The organism is Pseudomonas caspiana, from assembly GCF_002158995.1.
Classification (GTDB): Bacteria; Pseudomonadota; Gammaproteobacteria; order Pseudomonadales; family Pseudomonadaceae; genus Aquipseudomonas; species Aquipseudomonas caspiana.
Genome location: NZ_LOHF01000002.1, coordinates 178,493 through 195,787 on the forward strand (window position 1 = coordinate 178,493; position 17,295 = coordinate 195,787).

17 protein-coding genes are annotated in these 17,295 nt (G+C 55.6%); 11 read left to right on the forward strand and 6 right to left on the reverse strand.

Going from position 1 to position 17,295, the window contains the following annotated elements; genetic code table 11:
• Window positions 1-103 precede the first annotated feature (103 nt).
• The 7 genes from AUC60_RS03185 (at window position 104) to AUC60_RS03215 (ending at window position 7,834) form a co-directional block, all read left to right on the forward strand.
• The gene (locus AUC60_RS03185) at window positions 104-622 is read left to right on the forward strand and encodes an RNA polymerase sigma factor (RefSeq protein WP_087264953.1); all 519 of its coding nucleotides are present in this window, start codon (window positions 104-106) and stop codon (window positions 620-622) included.
• Window positions 623-688: 66 nt separating this feature from the next.
• Window positions 689-1,654 (forward strand): FecR family protein, encoded by a 966-nt coding sequence (locus tag AUC60_RS03190; RefSeq protein WP_405623333.1) that lies wholly within the window; start codon window positions 689-691, stop codon window positions 1,652-1,654.
• A gap of 120 nt (window positions 1,655-1,774) precedes the next feature.
• The gene (locus tag AUC60_RS03195) at window positions 1,775-4,384 is read left to right on the forward strand and encodes a TonB-dependent receptor (RefSeq protein ID WP_087264644.1); all 2,610 of its coding nucleotides are present in this window, start codon (window positions 1,775-1,777) and stop codon (window positions 4,382-4,384) included.
• A 192-nt stretch (window positions 4,385-4,576) separates the two neighbouring features.
• Window positions 4,577-5,191, forward strand: a complete 615-nt coding sequence (locus AUC60_RS03200; RefSeq protein WP_087264645.1) for a biliverdin-producing heme oxygenase — start codon at window positions 4,577-4,579, stop codon at window positions 5,189-5,191.
• Window positions 5,188-5,643, forward strand: coding sequence for a YbaN family protein (locus tag AUC60_RS03205; protein WP_087264646.1), 456 nt, complete (start codon window positions 5,188-5,190; stop codon window positions 5,641-5,643). Before AUC60_RS03200 ends, AUC60_RS03205 begins: the two co-directional genes overlap by 4 nt.
• Window positions 5,644-5,754: 111 nt before the next feature.
• Window positions 5,755-6,111: a DUF5064 family protein gene (locus AUC60_RS03210; RefSeq protein WP_087264647.1), complete on the forward strand. Its 357-nt coding sequence runs from the start codon at window positions 5,755-5,757 to the stop codon at window positions 6,109-6,111.
• A 214-nt stretch (window positions 6,112-6,325) separates the two neighbouring features.
• Window positions 6,326-7,834: a sigma-54-dependent transcriptional regulator gene (locus AUC60_RS03215; RefSeq protein WP_087264648.1), complete on the forward strand. Its 1,509-nt coding sequence runs from the start codon at window positions 6,326-6,328 to the stop codon at window positions 7,832-7,834.
• Window positions 7,835-7,841: 7 nt separating this feature from the next.
• Here AUC60_RS03215 and AUC60_RS03220 read toward each other — a convergent pair whose 3' ends face one another.
• The 3 genes from AUC60_RS03220 to AUC60_RS03230 all read right to left on the reverse strand — a co-directional run bounded on the left by AUC60_RS03220 (window position 7,842) and on the right by AUC60_RS03230 (window position 9,784).
• On the reverse strand, window positions 7,842-8,249 hold the full coding sequence (locus AUC60_RS03220; protein ID WP_087264649.1) for an NUDIX hydrolase: 408 nt from the start codon (window positions 8,247-8,249) through the stop codon (window positions 7,842-7,844).
• Window positions 8,246-9,337, reverse strand: a complete 1,092-nt coding sequence (ddlA, locus tag AUC60_RS03225) for a D-alanine--D-alanine ligase (protein ID WP_087264650.1) — start codon at window positions 9,335-9,337, stop codon at window positions 8,246-8,248. The genes AUC60_RS03220 and ddlA overlap by 4 nt, the downstream gene beginning before the upstream one ends.
• Window positions 9,338-9,502: 165 nt before the next feature.
• Window positions 9,503-9,784: a type B 50S ribosomal protein L31 gene (locus AUC60_RS03230; RefSeq protein WP_087264651.1), complete on the reverse strand. Its 282-nt coding sequence runs from the start codon at window positions 9,782-9,784 to the stop codon at window positions 9,503-9,505.
• 195 nt (window positions 9,785-9,979) lie between these two features.
• Here AUC60_RS03230 and AUC60_RS03235 point away from each other — a divergent pair, with 195 nt between their 5' ends.
• Together AUC60_RS03235 and AUC60_RS03240 are read left to right on the forward strand one after the other, a co-directional pair.
• Window positions 9,980-10,345, forward strand: coding sequence for a hypothetical protein (locus tag AUC60_RS03235; RefSeq protein WP_087264652.1), 366 nt, complete (start codon window positions 9,980-9,982; stop codon window positions 10,343-10,345).
• Between the two features lie 213 nt (window positions 10,346-10,558).
• Window positions 10,559-12,172 carry an FMN-binding glutamate synthase family protein gene (locus AUC60_RS03240; protein ID WP_087264653.1) on the forward strand — a complete coding sequence of 538 codons (1,614 nt, stop codon included), beginning with the start codon at window positions 10,559-10,561 and terminating at the stop codon, window positions 12,170-12,172.
• A 17-nt stretch (window positions 12,173-12,189) separates the two neighbouring features.
• Here the strand turns inward: AUC60_RS03240 and AUC60_RS03245 are convergent, their stop codons facing one another.
• Genes AUC60_RS03245 through AUC60_RS03255 form a run of 3 tightly spaced genes read right to left on the reverse strand, consistent with a single transcriptional unit; the run spans window position 12,190 to window position 15,013 of the window.
• Window positions 12,190-13,692 carry a hypothetical protein gene (locus AUC60_RS03245; protein ID WP_087264654.1) on the reverse strand — a complete coding sequence of 501 codons (1,503 nt, stop codon included), beginning with the start codon at window positions 13,690-13,692 and terminating at the stop codon, window positions 12,190-12,192.
• A 23-nt stretch (window positions 13,693-13,715) separates the two neighbouring features.
• Window positions 13,716-14,645: a glycosyltransferase family 2 protein gene (locus tag AUC60_RS03250; protein ID WP_087264655.1), complete on the reverse strand. Its 930-nt coding sequence runs from the start codon at window positions 14,643-14,645 to the stop codon at window positions 13,716-13,718.
• Window positions 14,642-15,013: a GtrA family protein gene (locus AUC60_RS03255; RefSeq protein ID WP_087264656.1), complete on the reverse strand. Its 372-nt coding sequence runs from the start codon at window positions 15,011-15,013 to the stop codon at window positions 14,642-14,644. Before AUC60_RS03255 ends, AUC60_RS03250 begins: the two co-directional genes overlap by 4 nt.
• Window positions 15,014-15,316: 303 nt before the next feature.
• Between AUC60_RS03255 and AUC60_RS03260 the strand changes: the two genes are divergently transcribed.
• Complete coding sequence (locus AUC60_RS03260; RefSeq protein WP_087264657.1) at window positions 15,317-16,459, forward strand: OpgC family protein; 1,143 nt, start codon at window positions 15,317-15,319, stop codon at window positions 16,457-16,459.
• Window positions 16,460-16,575: 116 nt separating this feature from the next.
• Window positions 16,576-17,253: a hypothetical protein gene (locus tag AUC60_RS03265; protein ID WP_087264658.1), complete on the forward strand. Its 678-nt coding sequence runs from the start codon at window positions 16,576-16,578 to the stop codon at window positions 17,251-17,253.
• Window positions 17,254-17,295 lie beyond the last annotated feature (42 nt).

The window sequence follows — 17,295 nt, forward strand, 5'->3', positions numbered from 1 at the left end:
CAAGAAACCCGCCCAATCTCATATAAGCGCAGAACGCCACTTGACCAGACAAGCGGATGAGAAGCATTATCATCCGCTGCTTTTCTCGGTCGAGTACTCCACGGTGAGTCAATCGCGTTTAAACGAAGTTTTTGTCTCTCATAGATCCATTCTGCTGCGCACTCTGCAGCGGATTGTCAGTAATCCCAGTACCGCAGAGGACCTGCTTCAGGAAACATATCTGCGGGTAACCGGTGCGTTGAGCAGCCGGGCCATCGAGCATCTGGAACCGTTCATTTTTCAGACCGCACGCAATCTGGCGCTGGATCACCTGCGCGCACGACGCGTACGAGACCGCACGCTCGCCGATGACGCGACGACGGCTGAGATGGAAAACGTCAGTGCCCCGATAACATCGCTGGAAGATGCAACCCACGCTAAACGCATGGTCGAAGGTCTCAGTAAAAGCCTCGCCACTTTGACGCCTCGCCAACAACGGATTTTCAGCCTCAGCCGCCTTCAGGGCCTCAGTTACGTGGAGATAGCGCAACAGCTTGGTGTGTCCGCGAGCACCGTGCAGAAGGAGCTGAAATTGATCATGGCGATCTGTGTGGCTGTTGCAACAAGGCTTGACCACCCTTGAACGTTGCAGCAGTCTGCGGCAAATCCGGCTTCGGCCGACACGTACAAGAACGACCGAGGACTTCCCGTGAAGGACCCTGAATTCCATCGCGCACGCGCCATCGCCGAAGAAGTGTTGAGCGACAGCGTGATGGATCAAGCCTTGAACTGGCTGATCGAGCTGGATGACAGCGACGAGCAACAACAGGCCCGCTTTCAGGCCTGGCTGGCAGCCGCCCCTGCCCATCGAGAGGCCTTTGCCAAGGTTCAGGCGATCTGGCACTCACAACCGGTTGCTCTGGCGGCAGTCGAATTGGACGCCAGCCAGCCATCACGCTGGCGCCGTCTGCGTTCCCGCTGGATACCTGTGGCAACCGCCGCAGTGCTGCTGATTGGAGTATTCAGCTTCAGTAATCTGGGTCTTCGCATGCAGGCTGATCACTTGACGGTAGTCGGTGAACGTCAGCGCCTGCAACTCGATGACGGCTCCAAAGTGTTGCTCAACACCAACTCAGCCTTTTCAAGCGATGTGACGGACACAAGCCGGGTTGCCAAACTGCTTCAAGGTGAAGCGTTCTTCGAAGTGCCGGTCAGTCAGGGGCCGCCGTTGGAGGTGCTTGCAGGCGCAGTTAGCATGCGCGCCAATGACAGCGCTTTTGCCGTGCGCTACCTGGATGGCGTTGCGCAAATCCAGGTGCAGCGCGGGGCACTGGATGTTCGTGCTTCGAAGGGTAACGACGCGGTAAAGCTCGCCGGTGGCGACAGTATCCGGGTAGGACCTGAAGGCTTCAGTCATCGACAAACGCTTGACCAGACCAAGGATCTGGCCTGGATTCAGGGTCGACTGGTGTTTGATAACTGCCCCATGGGCGAAGTCCTCGCAGAGCTGCGCCGCTACTACCCCGGCTGGATCGTCAACACCAACAGCAAACTGAACGGCGTTGCAGTGACCGGAAACTACCGTCTGGACAACCCGGTGGACGTGGTTCGCTCCCTGGCGCACATCACGTCAGCCCAACTGCATGAACTGCCTGCACTGGTCATTCTCAACTAAATAAAATTATTTTTACTCGATAGCCATCCGTCGCGCGTCTCGTCTTAGCCAATGCAACTGATTCGTATTAACGACAGCTGCAGAATACTAAAAAGACTGCACAACGGAGCCCCATCGACAATGCGTAATCCCGCCACGCCCCATGCGTCCCGCACCGCCGGGCTGCACAAGTCTGCACTCTCGCTGTTGACCCTGGCGATTATGTCCGCCGCTGGCTGGTCCGGCCCATTGCATGCGGCCACTGCCAGCGAAGCCGACACAACAGCGGCACCGACCCGGACTGCCGGGGTTTATGCATTCAACATCGCGCAGCAGCCACTGGCCTCGGCACTTAACGAATTCAGCCGCATTACCGGCTGGCAAGTAGGGGTTTCTTCCGAGCTGGCCAATAACGTCACCTCACCCGGTGTACGCGGCTCGCTGTCGCCAGCCAACGCACTGGAAAAAATGCTGGCCGGTTCGAACCTGAACTATCGCGCTGTGGGCAATAACAACGTGGTGCTGGAAAAGCGCAGCGCCGGGGTTGTCGCCCTGGACCAGATCACGGTCAGTGCAACGCGTCAGGCGCAGGATGTTGCCTCAGTCCCCAGCTCGGTGTCGGTGCATGAGCGCGCAGAACTGGATCGGCAGAACGTAAACACCATTCGCGACCTTGTGCGTTATGAGCCCGGGGTTTCCGTGGGCGGTGCAGGCCAGCGCTCCGGCACAACCGGCTACAACATCCGCGGAATCGATGGCAACCGGATCCTGACCCAGGTCGATGGCGTCGAAGTGCCGGACAACTATTTCTCCGGTCCGTATGCCAACACCCACCGTAATTACGTCGACCCGGAAATCGTCAAACGCGTCGAAATTCTGCGCGGCCCGGCGTCGGCGCTCTATGGCAGCAGCGCCATTGGTGGCGCGGTCAGTTACTACACGCTGGATGCCAATGACATCATCAAAGACGGCAAGGATGTAGGTGCGCGCCTGAAAACCGGCTACAGCTCGGCCGATGAAAGCTGGCTGACCTCGGGTACTTTTGCCGGCCGCCAGGGCGACTTCGACGGACTCCTGCACCTGAGCCAGCGCAACGGTCACGAGACCGAGTCCTATGGCAGTACTGGTGGCACAGGGCTGGAGCGCACTGAAGCCAACCCGGAAGATGCGCGTACCACCAACATTCTGGCCAAACTGGGCTGGAACTATGGCGAAGGCTCCCGCCTGGGCCTGACCTACGAAAAGTACAAAGATGATCGCGATACCAACCAACTGAGCGCAGTCGGTGGCCTGTTCACTGGCGGCGTAGGCACCGGCTTGAATTTTTACCGTGGGCGCACCGGGAACGACACTATCAGCCGTGAGCGGTTTGGTCTGGAAAACAGCTTCGAGCTCAATAGCCTGCTGGTCGACAACGTGAAGCTGAGTCTGAATTATCAGATCGCCAAGACCGACCAGACCACGCTGGAACGTTATTTCCCCATCACTCGCGATGTGTGGCGCTCACGGGAAACCACTTACAAGGATCGACAGTGGATTCTGGATGCTCAACTGGACAAGGCGTTCAGCATTGGCGATACCGAGCACTTGTTAACCTACGGCACCACACTCAAGCAACAGAAAGTCACCGGCCTGCGCACCGGCGGTGAAGTCTGCGCTTCGACAGCAGGTTTCGGTACTTGCAGAGCGGTGGGCCAGCCTCTTCCACAGAATACGCTGGCGCCCGCCAGTGATTTCCCGGATCCCACCATCAACACCTACAGCCTGTTTGCTCAGGATGAAATCCGCTGGAATAACTGGACGTTTTTGCCGGGAGCACGCTACGACTACACCCGTCTGGATCCGCACATCACCGAGGAATTCCTCACCACCGTTGGAGCAGATCGGGACAGTGTCAGCGACGAGAGCAAAAAATGGCACCGCGTATCACCCAAGCTGGGCATCACTTACGCCTTCAATGATCAGTACACCTGGTATGGCCAGTATGCAGAGGGTTTCCGGACGCCGAGCGCCAAGGCGCTTTACGGACGCTTCGAAAACCTGCAAAGCGGATACACCGTCGAGCCCAACCCTGACCTTGAGCCGGAAAAGAGCAAGAGCTATGAAACCGGACTGCGTGGCCGCTTTGAAGCTGGCTCCTTCGACGTTGCGGTGTTTTACAACAAATACCGCGACTTCATTGATGAAGACCAGATTCAGCCTGGCACTGCAACCGGAGCGAGCTTTCGGGCGAACAACATCGCTCACGCCACCATCAAGGGCGTTGAACTCAAAGGCCGCCTGAACCTGGATACATTTGGCGCACCACAAGGCCTTTATACCCAGGGCGCGGTCAGCTATCTGTATGGCCGTAACAACGACAGCGGAGAGCCGCTCAATAGCATCAACCCACTGACCGGCGTATTCGGTCTCGGCTATGAACAGGATAACTATGGCGGCCTGCTCAGCTGGACACTGGTCAAACGCAAGGACCGTGTGAGTGACCTTGATTTCAACGAGCCAGACGGTTCATCGAGCCCGTTCAAGACGCCAAGTTTCGGTGTTCTGGACCTCAGCGGGTACTACAAGGTCACCAACGATGTAACCGTGAATGCGGGCCTGTACAACCTGACTGACAAAAAATACTGGCGATGGGACGACGTGCGCGGCTATGACAACGCTGGCGAAGCGGCCGTCACCGCTCCGGCCAACCTGGATCGCCTGACTCAGCCCGGCCGCAACTTCAGCGTCAACGTGGTCTGGGATATCTGATTAAGCAATGCCCCCACGGACTGTACGTCGTGGGACCGGCTTCAGCCGGGAAGAGGCCCTTACAGTCACAGAAAATGATTCGTCGGGTATACCGCTTTCCCGGCTAAAGCCGGTCCCACGATTTTTACGCTTCAAGGGTGAGCCATACGTCTATTCAACAGCCTCTTCATTTTTTGCCAGGGAAGAACCCAAATGACCTCCGAACACAATCGCCCTGCCCTGCGTTCTCAGCGCCTGAACCAGATTACCCATGCGCCACACGAGCAACTCGACAAGGCAGTGAAAGCCAATGCGCCTTTTGAAACACTGGAAAGCTACAAGCGCTTCGTCGTTGCCCAGTATTTGTTCCAGGCTGAACTGCAGGATCTGTACAACGACGCAGAGCTAAAGAAAATCGTCCCTGATCTGCCTGCACGCTGCCGTGCAGAACAGGCTAAAGCCGATCTTGCCGACCTGAACACCGACACTCCCCCCGCAATCGCCGGTGCGGTGCAAAACCCGACCAAGGCCCAGGCCATGGGCTGGCTGTTCGTGTCAGAGGGTTCCAAACTCGGTGCGGCATTTTTGATCAAGCGTGCCGCTGCGCTGAACCTGAGTGAAACCTTCGGTGCGCGGCACCTGGGCGAGCCTGCGGGGGGCCGCGCGGAGGGCTGGAAAAGCTTCATCAGAACGCTGGACGGACTGGACCTTACCGAACAGGAAGAGGCTCAGGCGGATCAAGCTGCCATCGCCGCCTTCGAGCGTTTCAATGTGCTGCTGCAACACGCCTACGCCCACGCGCCAAAGGTCGAGTCGGTTCAAGCATGAAAAAACGCCCGGTGCTGTTAAGCTGGCCGGGCTTTCTGAACCTGCCTGTAGTGACCATGACCTCCAAACCACCCGGTTCCAGACTCTCGCGCCTTCTGTTTGGCATGCTCGCTTATATCAGCCTCGGTATAGGCATCGCGGCTATTTTCATCCCTGGCTTGCCCACCACCGAGTTCATCCTGCTGGCTGCGTGGGCGGCCACAAAAAGCTCGCCGCGGCTGAGTGCGTGGCTGGAAAACCATAAGCTGTTCGGGCCTATCCTGAGCAATTGGCGCAACGGACGCCGGGTCACGCGTAAAGCCAAGATCAGCGCAACTGTCAGCATGCTGGTCTGTGCAGCTGTGATGCTTTACCTGATGCACGGCTGGCCGGTATATGCAGCCATTGGTGGCATGGTACTAGGCAACCTGTGGATCTGGTCGCGACCAGAGCCGGTAAGCGACGTCCCCTGATCCACGTCATGCCCCTGTCACTCCCGGTGATCTAAGGTTGGTGCTCAACCGAACGTCAATAGACTCATAGGGTCTACCGGAACACTCACCGATCAATCAAGGGGCACTGACATGTTCGAACCAGGCCATTTGCACATTACCCGCGCGCCGCTGCAGGCGTCGGATTTTGGCTACGACATCCATATCCATTACGAGGTCAGCGAAAATCCTGAGGAAGGCAAGTGCATGCATTTCAAGATGCAGGGCGAAGTCGGGGGTAAAGCGTTTGAGGATGAGTTCGAACTGCCAAAAGACCTGGCTTGCAACTTTGCCCATAATGCCAACCAGATCGCGGTCAAACACGGAATGCCGCCCACGGCCCTGGTACCGCTGGCGATGCATGAGGAATATGACCGGATGTTCAAGGACGTTCACGACAAGCTGGGCATTGAACCGGGCGAGCCGGTGAAGCCTGAACATTTGGTTTGAAAATTTGCTCCTGATGAGTCGCCATCGCTGCATCGCGTTGCTCGTGAGCTCTTACAGAAATGATCTAGGAGCACACGAGCAACGCGAGGCAGCTATGGCAGCCGCTTAGTCAATACAGAATCTGGTCCCGGCAACCCAAACCCACTTCCTGACTCCGTAGCAATTGATTACTGGCATAATCGCCCCCCTCTTCGCCCAGAATCTTTAGCGTCCCATGCGTATACACGTCAGTTTCATCGACCGCGTCGGCATCACTCAGGAAGTCCTGGCCATTCTGGGTGGGCGCAATCTGAATCTGGATGCGGTAGAAATGGTGCCGCCCAACGTTTACATCGACGCTCCCACTCTCAGCCATCAAGTGCTGGAGGAACTCAAGGACGCGCTGTTCCGCGTGCGTGGCGTTGAAGCCATCACGGTCGTTGATATTCTTCCCGGCCAACGCCGTCACCTGCAACTGGATGCACTGCTGGCGGCCATGACCGATCCGGTATTGGCGCTGGACAGTGCCGGGCATGTGTTGCTGGCCAACCCGGCGTTGATCGCGCTGATTGGGCGCGAGCCTGCCGGTGAACCGGTGGCCGAATTGTTTGCCGATCCGGGTCTGCATAGCGCGCTGCTGGAAAACGGCTTTCGTTTACCCCTGCGTGAAGTCACCCTCAACGGCGAAGCTTTGCTGCTGGATGCCACGCCAATCACTGATGCAGGCGCGCTGCTTACCCTCTACCAGCCGAGCCGAATTGGCGAACGTCTGTCGGCATTGCACCACGACCATGCAGAAGGCTTCGACGCTCTGCTGGGCGAGTCTACGGCTATCCGCACGTTGAAGGCCCGTGCGCAAAGGGTTGCAGCACTGGATGCGCCGTTGTTGATCCAGGGTGAAACCGGCACCGGCAAGGAGCTGGTGGCTCGCGCCTGCCACGCGACCAGCGCCCGACACTCCGCGCCTTTCCTGGCGCTTAATTGCGCCGCCCTGCCGGAAAACCTCGCCGAAAGCGAACTCTTCGGTTACGCCCCCGGCGCGTTCACCGGCGCACAACGGGGCGGCAAACCGGGGCTGATGGAACTGGCGAATCAGGGCACAGTGTTTCTCGATGAAATCGGCGAGATGTCACCGTACCTGCAAGCCAAACTGTTGCGTTTCCTCAACGACGGCAGCTTCAGGCGCGTTGGCGGGGATAAGGAAGTAAAGGTCAATGTGCGCATCCTCAGTGCGACGCACCGCAACCTGGAGAAAATGGTCAGCGAAGGCACCTTCCGCGAAGACCTGTTTTACCGCCTGAACGTGCTCAATCTGGAAGTCCCGCCCTTGCGTGATCGCGGACAGGACATCCTGCTGCTGGCGCGCTACTTCATGGAACAGGCCTGCGCACAGATTCAGCGTCCAGTCTGCCGCCTCGCGACCGGCACCTACCCGGCATTACTGGGCAACCGCTGGCCGGGCAATGTACGTCAGTTACAGAACGTGATTTTTCGCGCGGCGGCGATCAGTGAAAGCAATCTGGTAGACATCGGTGATCTGGATATCGCCGGCACGGCCGTTGCCGGTGAAATTGATGGCGAAGTCGGCAGCCTTGAACAGGCCGTGGACTCATTCGAAAAAGCCTTGCTGGAAAAGCTCTACGCCGACTATCCGTCGACCCGACAACTGGCGGCGCGCTTGCAGACCTCGCACACCGCCATTGCCCATCGCCTACGTAAATACGGAATTCCCGCAAAAGCCTGATCGATGATCAGGCCTCGGCGAGCATGTTCCGATAGATCGGCAGGATCGTATCCCGGGTCAGTGGTGCAAGATTCAGTTGTCCATGACTGTCGGCGCTGACCCACACGATTTCTTCAATTTCGGCCGCGGGCACCACCTGGACATTGGTGCGCACTTCAAACAATTCGCAACGCACCTCGAACCCCGGTTCATTGGCGGCAGGTGCCGCGAAGGAGCCCAGGTAACCGGCGCTGGCCGGATCGATACGCAACCCAAGTTCTTCCTCAAGCTCACGAGCCAGCGCCTGGGCAGCAGACTCACCGGCGTCAATCTTGCCACCCGGCTGCATGAACGCCTGCGTGCCACGCTTGCGTACCAGCAAGGTCCGCCCGTCCGCCCCGATCAACAACGCCGCAGCGATATGAATCAGCTTCATGAAAAGATCTCGGTCTTGAGTTGTCGCGCTTCGTCGGCTCGCTCAAGTGCCAGCGCGATCAAACGATCAATCAGGCCGGAGTAGGACAAGTCTGTGGCCTGCCAGAGTTTGGGGTACATGCTGATCGAGGTGAAACCGGGAATGGTGTTCACTTCATTGATGATGATGTCCCGCGCGTCAGTGACAAAGAAGTCCACCCGTGCCAGACCGGCACAGCCCAGCACTTGATACGCACGCAGTGCAACGTCACGCACCTCGTCGCTGACATCGGACGCCAGTTCAGCAGGGATCGCGATACGCGCCTGATCACCGTTCAGGTATTTGGTGTCGTAGGCGTAGAACTCGTCATTGGCGATCACTTCACCGCAGACACTGACTTGCGGCTGACGGTTGCCGAGTACAGCGCATTCGACTTCACGTCCAACGATGCCTTTTTCGATCAACACCTTGTGGTCGTACTCAAAGGCCAGCGCCAGAGCGGCGACATAACCGGCTTCATCGGTGACTTTGCTGACGCCCACCGACGAGCCCTGGCTCGCGGGTTTGACAAATATCGGCAAGCCAAGCTGCGCAACGACGGTCGCGTACTCCACCGATTCCCCAGGACTGACCACCACGAATGGCGCCACAGCGATACCGGCATCGCGCAGCAACCGTTTGGTCACGTCTTTGTCCATGCAGGCTGCGGAGGCGAGTACGTCCGGGCCAACAAAAGGAATCGCCATCAAGCGCAACAGCCCCTGCAACGAACCGTCTTCGCCGAATGCACCGTGAATCAAAGGGAACACAACGTCGATGCGCGGCAACTCTACGCCCGACTCCACTTCCACAAATTGCCCACCCAGACTGCCCGGCAGTAACGACAGGCGCTTGCCCGAAGCACTTAGGCTGATCTTTGCCGGGTCGCTGGCATTGAGCAGGTAATCGCTTTCATCGAAGCGCAGCCAGCGGCCCGACTTGTCGATGCCGATCAACGTCAGATCGTGGGTGCCGCGGTCGATCGCATTGATCACGTTCCTGGCTGACTGCAGCGAGACTTCGTGTTCGCTGGATTGTCCGCCGAAGAGGATGGCGACTGATTTTTTCAAAGCGACAACTCCTGATTTACAGGCCGCAGAGTCAAAAGCAAATTCGCCTTTTAGTCCAGCGGCGATGCGTGCATCTGGTCGTCAGAAGTCAAAGAAAAGGCAAAAAAAATCTCACGCCATGGAAGATCAGGTTTTGATCATCCATGCCGTGAGACCGATACCGCGTCATTCAGCTTCGGCGGTGTCTTTCTTCGCGCCAGAGCCAAACGTGGCAAAGCGCTTATTGAAGCCCGCAATCCGGCCTTCAGTGGTGGTTTTACGCTGCTGCCCGGTGTACATCGGGTGCGAAGCGCTGGACACGTCGAGGGCTACGTAAGGATAGGTTTCGCCGTCGCTGTGTTTTTGCGTGCGATCGGTATCGACCGTCGAACCGATGAGGAAGAACACATCAGCCGCCGTGTCATGGAACAGCACTTGTCGGTAGGTTGGGTGGATATCAGGTCTCATGATGCCTCCAGCTAGTCAGTTGATATTTGAGTTACAACATAACATATCAGTCGTTCCCGACCAAAATCGATTGTTGTGACTTGCATCATTCGTGAACTTGATTAGGCCGACACTAGCCGCTAAGGTTCGCCCGCCGTTGCTGGATCAACGGTCCGGGACTGGTCTCCTGGCGTATTGGCCGGATGGAAACAAGCCATGTCTCAACCAGATCACTATCAAATACCCCTGCAAGCCTATAGCCGCCTGATCGAAGCAAGGGACTCGCTGCGTCTGCTCGACGGTTATGTCAACAAGACTGACGTGCTGTGCAACCCATCAATGTTGGTTGGATACGTATCGATGCTGCAAAGCGCACTCCAGGAAGTGATCGCTGCCAGCACGCCATCGCAACCTCGCGATACGTTTATGCGCAAGGCAGATGAGTTGGGCTTTGTCGCGCTCAACCCGAAAGAACAGACATTGATCGAACATCTGCGCTGGACCAGCCTTGAGGGGCGAGAAGATGTTTATGAAATGGCCGAACGCATGCGCCGCATCAAGCCGTGGGTGCTGGAGGACTGAATCAGCCCCTCGGCACCGCTCAATCCGCATCATTCAGCTATCCTCAATCCTGCCGATAGCTCTTCAGAAACCAGAAGGCAATTCCTGCTTTATTGCACCCTGACGCACAACCTGCTGAACAGCCGCAGCAGAGCTGCGCGACCAGGCAAAGCGCTGCGCCACGAATACAAAAAATCAAATCGAAAAACCGCCGTCATTAGCCCAGGAAACCGTATGAGTCTGTCGATTCTCAGTCGTTACGCCTTCTTCGTTGGTTGTGTGCTTTTCACCCTGTTGAGCATCCCGTTCTGGCACCACGAATGGCTGTGGCCCTTCACGCTGCTGACCGGTTTACTATCGCTGGTGGGGATAATCGATCTGCTGCAGTCGCCCCATTCGGTGCGACGCAACTACCCGATTCTCGGCAACATTCGCTACGCCGTAGAAGCCATACGCCCGGAGATCCGTCAGTACCTGCTGGAGTCCGACAGCGATGCCCTGCCCTTCTCCCGCGCACAGCGGTCGCTGGTCTACTCGCGGGCCAAGAACGAGTCGGCCGACCGGCCGTTCGGCACGCTGATTGATGTGTACCAGGCCGGCTTCGAATTCATCAGCCACTCCATGCGACCTGCACCGCTGAGCGATCCGAACGCTTTTCGGGTGATCGTCGGTGGTCCGCAATGCACGCAACCGTACTCGGCCTCGATTTTCAATATTTCGGCAATGAGCTTTGGGTCACTCAGCGCGAATGCCATTCGTGCCTTGAACCAGGGCGCGAAGCTTGGCAACTTCGCCCATGACACCGGTGAAGGCAGCATCAGCCCCTATCACCGCGAACACGGCGGAGACCTGACATGGGAGCTGGGCAGCGGGTATTTCGGTTGCAGGACGGCAGATGGTCGCTTTGATCCGCAACGTTTTGCCGCGCAGGCCAACGACCCTCAGGTGCGGATGATCGAAATCAAGATGAGCCAGGGTGCCAAGCCGGGCCACGGCGGTATTCTGCCCAAACACAAAGTCACCAAGGAAATCGCCGAGACCCGCGGCATCATGATGGGCGAAGACTGCGTGTCACCATCACGCCACAGCGCTTTCTCCACGCCGTGCGAACTGATGCAGTTCATTGCTCAGTTGCGCGAGTTGTCGGGCGGTAAACCGGTGGGCTTCAAGTTCTGCCTGGGCCATCCATGGGAGTTTATGGGCATTGCCAAGGCCATGCTCGAAACCGGCATCCTGCCGGACTTCATCGTGGTCGACGGTACCGAAGGCGGCACCGGCGCCGCCCCCGTGGAGTTTACCGATCACATGGGCGTGCCTATGCGCGAAGGCTTGCTGTTTGTGCACAACACGCTTGTTGGCCTGAACCTGCGAGACAAGATCAAACTGGGCGCAAGCGGCAAGATCGTTAGCGCCTTCGATATCGCCAGCGTATTGGCCATCGGCGCCGACTGGGCCAACTCGGCACGCGGCTTCATGTTCGCCATTGGCTGCATTCAGTCGCAATCGTGCCACACCAACAAATGCCCCACCGGAGTCGCGACTCAAGATGCTCTGCGTCAACGTGCACTGGTGGTGCCAGACAAGGCTCAGCGGGTCTTCAATTTCCATCGCAATACGCTCAAAGGTCTGGCCGAAATGCTCGCGGCAGCAGGCCTGGATCATCCTTCGCAACTGGAAGCCAAGCATCTGGTGCGGCGCATGTCAGCTACCGAAATCAAACTGTTTTCCCAGTCTCATGTCTTTCTGGAACCGGGGCAGTTGTTGACTGGCGAGGTGGACGGCAGTTTTTATTCAAACATGTGGCAGATGGCGCGGGCTGATAGTTTTGAGCCTAATGCGATTGCCTGACACGTACATCAACAGCGTCATTGGCCCCTCCGCTCAGGCTGGTAGGTGGTTACATTCTTCAATTGAATGTAACCACCGCCTTCCCCTTGGTAAATATCATAGAACCTGTTATCAACTACTTTTGTTTTTTCATTCAAGGCATTGAATACTGTGCTCGGCAGCCCCCTGACATTTTCGATACCCACAGCTGGAAGCTGCTCCGGGATAAACAGAACATTTCGATTCAAAACATAACTGAGTGCGGGCACCTCACGGAACGTATCGGCACTGGCTGGCAACCACTTCTGCGCACTCTCGGGAGGCACTAAATACAGATAGTTGATTTCCCGCAGTTCAACTCTGGAGTTGATATCGTAAGCTAACGAGTGCAGCACACTGTCTTCCAGTTTTTTTTGCGTGAGCAATACCCGGCCGAACATGAAAGAAAAAGAGAGCATACACAGCACTGGCACGATTAGCACATAACGTGCTGCGCCACTCACACGCCCCAAAAGTGAATGCGCAAAGAGCATAACGCCCATTAACAGGGAAGAGAGTCCAATCAAGACTCTCGCAGCAGGATCAAAAATCTTTAATAGCAACGTAAACCCCGGAACAGTCATAACCAAGAGCGGGATGGCCATGAAGTAGAGGCTCAGCAACACCGCTTTCTGGCTCGAAGGAATGGCACGTTTCAAGATACCGGGGACTGCAAAGAGATAACCAAGCGCAGCCGTTATAATTAGCGTCACACACAACCATTGATTACCCGGGTTTACCAACAGTGCAATCCGGTCAATCACAGTGTGCAGGCGTGTCATTATTTCCGTCAGCCAATGCGCATCAATCGGAACAAAAGGAATGCGTTCATCACTCATCAGCGGATACACGGTCATCCCATACATTACTAGAGCCATTACAACGTGCGCCGCTCTAAGATAGATTGACCTCATGACCTGATCAAACGGCAAACCGCGCGATATAGCGTACGCGGCCTCAACACAGTAAAGGCCAAGCAATATATTGAATGTCAACTGATTGATCGCCAACCCCACAACAATCAACAGTGCTGGAATCCACAATTTCAGGCTACTCCGTCCAGATTCATAGGCGACGGAGTAAATGACTGCGGATATTCCGATCATGACGGCAGGACCGTCGTACTGATAAATGAATATACCCAGTGAAAAAGGGCTATAAAACAACGGCAGTAACACCAGGCAATCCGTCAGCTTGCATTGCAAGAAATAATGGTATGCCAGCGCACGTAATCCAAAGGCAGCCGAAGGCACAGCGAAAAGGTAGGCGAGCGGGAACAGATTAGGGGTTTCGGAGGTAAAACTCAGCGCGCGATAAAAAAACTCTATCAATATTCTCCCTTCATTGCGCCAATTACTCTCAATCAACAACAAGGCCCGCTGATTATCGTCATAAAAAAGATAATCCACCTGAACAATCGGAAAAACAAAGACACTGACGGCAAACAGATAAAACCAGAATACCTCTCTCCGCGACAACTCCTTACTGAGTACGCTGCTCATTATCCATCTCCGCCTTACGCAGATTATTCATGAGCACCCACTGTGCTCTGCACGACGTAACGCGGCCTGTGTTTAACCTCCATATACATTCGGCCCACATATTCGCCGAGTATGCCAATACCGATGAGTTGAATACCGCTTAGAAGTAATAGTATGGTCATCAGCAGCGAATATTCCGGTATTTCGTGCCCTAGCACCCACCCGTCCACCGCACGGTAAACCCCATGGCAAACCGCAAATAACGAAAGCGTACAGCCGACATAGGTCCAGATTCGGAGCGGTAATGTGCTGAAAGAAGTGACGCCATCAAGTGCCAGATGCCACAGCTTCCTTGCATTGAATTTGGTTTCCCCCGCGATCCGCACGGCGCGATCATAGTCAACAATCACCGTGTGGAATCCGGCCCAGGAAAGTAAGCCTTTCATGAACAACTCATGCTCCGGCAGCGCTTTTATAACGTCCACAACCTTACGATCCATTAAACGGAAGTCACCGACGTTTGCTTCAATCCGTGTACTGCCGATGACATTCATAACGCGATAAAACAGCGCAGCTGTGTAACGCTTCAGACGACTGTCAGCTGAACGGTCCTGACGTCTGGCCAACACGACATCAGCACCTCGTTGCCACTCATTGATCATGCGTGGAATGACGCTTATCGGGTCCTGCAAATCCACATCAATAGGAATGACTGCATCGCCACTGGAATATTCGAGACCGGCTAGAAGAGCAGCCTCTTTACCAAAATTGCGGGACAAATTAACCAGCAACACGTCGTTGTCCTCGGCGATGAGCTGCCGGATCACTTGCTGCGTTGGATCGGTGCTGCCGTCGTTGATGAAGACAATCTCCAGAACAATCCCTTGCAACCCCGGTTCCTGGCGGACAGCCTGGTAAAACAGGGGAATAGACAAGGCCTCGTTGAAAACCGGCGCTATCAACGAGATTTTCAAGAGTGCCTCCTGAAAATCAAATACCTGGAACAGCAATAGCCAAGACCCAGGCTAAGCCCTGAAGAAACAACCACCGTCACTAGTAGCGGTGTTTGTTGCCGATCTGAAATATGGCCAACAATGAAGCTCAGCGCCCCCATGAGCGACATGAAAAGCAGATAGCCCGACCATGACAATCGTGCGCTGAAGGTATAAAGAGCATTGGCGTAAAACGAGAAGGACGCAGCAGCGACAAAGCCAGCGACATTGCCCAACGATTGAGGGGCGTGCCATCCAAGGCACAGGGCAAAAAACACCGTCCAATGGATGACGGTGTTGGAGATGCCCACCAACACGTAACGTAAAAACCCCTTCATATCTGGTGTCATTCGTGCCTCACCCTGGCTGTACTTAATGTACCGGCTTCCCTGACAACCGACAGCACAGCTGGATGACCCCCTAAGTAAAGAACAACGCCTTGAACGGCGTATGACCAATGGTCGGAGCCCCTATTGAGGGCATCACAGGCATCGAGACATTCTGTAATTAGCTTGCCTTTGCATTTGCGCTAAAAATCCTCCACCCTGCCGCGCCGCCGAACCCGTCAGGGACACCCTGAGTGACCGGCGGCGCGGAACCTAGAGCCCTCGCGGCTGATCTTTATCCATTACGACATTAAAGAGCCTACCGTTATGACTAACGGACGCGACCTGCGCATCGACTTCTTTCGGGGCCTGGCGCTGATCTTCATTTTCTGGGATCACGTGCCTGACAACCCTCTTGCCCAATTGACCGTACGCAACTTCGGCTTCAGTGACGCTGCGGAAATTTTCGTCTTCCTGGCGGGTTACGCCGCGATCCTTGCCTACGGCCGCATTGCCCAGCGCGACGGCTTTGTGGTTTCGACCGTACGAATATTGCGCCGGACATGGGTGCTCTACGTCGTGCACATTTTCCTGCTGACGCTGTTGATGGGCATTGTTTTCGTTGCCAATCATTACGTCGAAACCCGCGACATGATTCAGGAGATGGGCCTGCAACATTTTGTCGCTGACCCGCAGCAAGCCCTGGCTGATCAGTTGCTGCTGCGCTTCAAACCCAACCTGACCGACCCACTGCCGCTGTACATTCTGCTGTTGCTGGCCTTGCCGGTAATCCTGCCGATGATGTTACGAAACATGACCCTGACCGTCGGCCTGTCGATCGGGCTATACCTGATGGTGCCGCTGGAAGGCTGGAATATTTCCGCCTATGAGGGCGGCGGCGTCTGGTACTTCAACCCGGTGGCGTGGCAATTGTTGTTCGTGCTCGGCGGTGCCTGCGCGCTGACGTCCGAGGCCAAACCGGCAATCAAAGTCGATCAACGTCCCCTCACGCAACAGCCGCTGTTCATGCTTTGCGCCTTGTATGTGCTGGCTGCAGCAGTCATGGCGTTCTCCTGGAAATTTCCGGCATTGCATCCGGTGCTGATGCCGCAGTTCGTTGCCGACGGCTTGTATCCGATCAACAAGACTGATCTGGGGCCGATGCGTTTGCTGCATTTCCTGGCGCTGGCCTATTGCGTCGCCAAACTGCTGCCAGCCCGTAACACGTGGGTGCAGAGCTGGCCTGCGCAGCAGACGTGCCGAATGGGTCGCTACTCATTGGAAATCTTCTGTCTGGGAGTATTGCTCGCACCGATGGCGGACATGATCAACGCGCTGGCCGTTGACACCTGGCCGATGCAAGTCTGCACCGCCATCGTCGGTCTGGGGCTGATGATGTTGATGGCTGCCTGGCTCGACTTTAATAAACGTCTTGGCAAACCCAAACCCGCTAACGCGGTCGCTGTTTGAGAACAGCGTCTCAATAAGAGTCCCTCTCGGAAGTTTCCCACAGCGTTATCAGGCCAAGTTTTACAACAACCGGCCGCTACGCAAAGGGAGACAACCAACCAAGAGAGGGAATTCTCGTGAACATCAATGCCGTTGTATCAAATCCAGTAAAACTGCCCGTGTCTGTGCCTGTCCCCAACAAGGTTGAACAGGAGGTGAAAGCGACTGCCGTGAAGCCGGAGCGCATCCTGACGGGAGCGGAGAAATTTGCGAAGGAGTTTTATACGAAGGAGGAGGAGCCGTGGAAAAAACTGACGGAACCCGAGTCGTCAGGGTCAGGGAGTATCCCAACAACAAGAAAGGAATATGTGAAGGAACAGTATTTTCGATCAGACTTAGTGCTTAAAAAGCAGCACAGAATATTTAACGGGTTCATGGAAGAGCTTCACTTCATGGACCCTGACGTAGCAGTAAAAAACTGGAGTTACACGTTAGGACCTGATGGGGAAGTGAAGGTCCTGGACCCTAAAGGGAATCTTACTGATGCTGAAACCGATCGTTTGACCGCCGCGATGAATAAATTTAAAAACTTCAAAAGCAACATTCAAGACCACGCCAAAATAATCATGCGCATGGTCGACCATGACACCGAAACATTCGGCAACAAATATGATGTTAGCCTCCTTAACTTCCACAAAATCATTGACTACGGCACAATAAATTTCATAAAACTCGAGCGTAACGAAGACTGGAAAGATCAAATCCTGTCAAATCGGGAAATATTTAAAAATCCGCTAATAGATGAGCATGTATAGGAACGAGAAGCTCTACCCCAAAAGGGTAGAGCATCATGACAC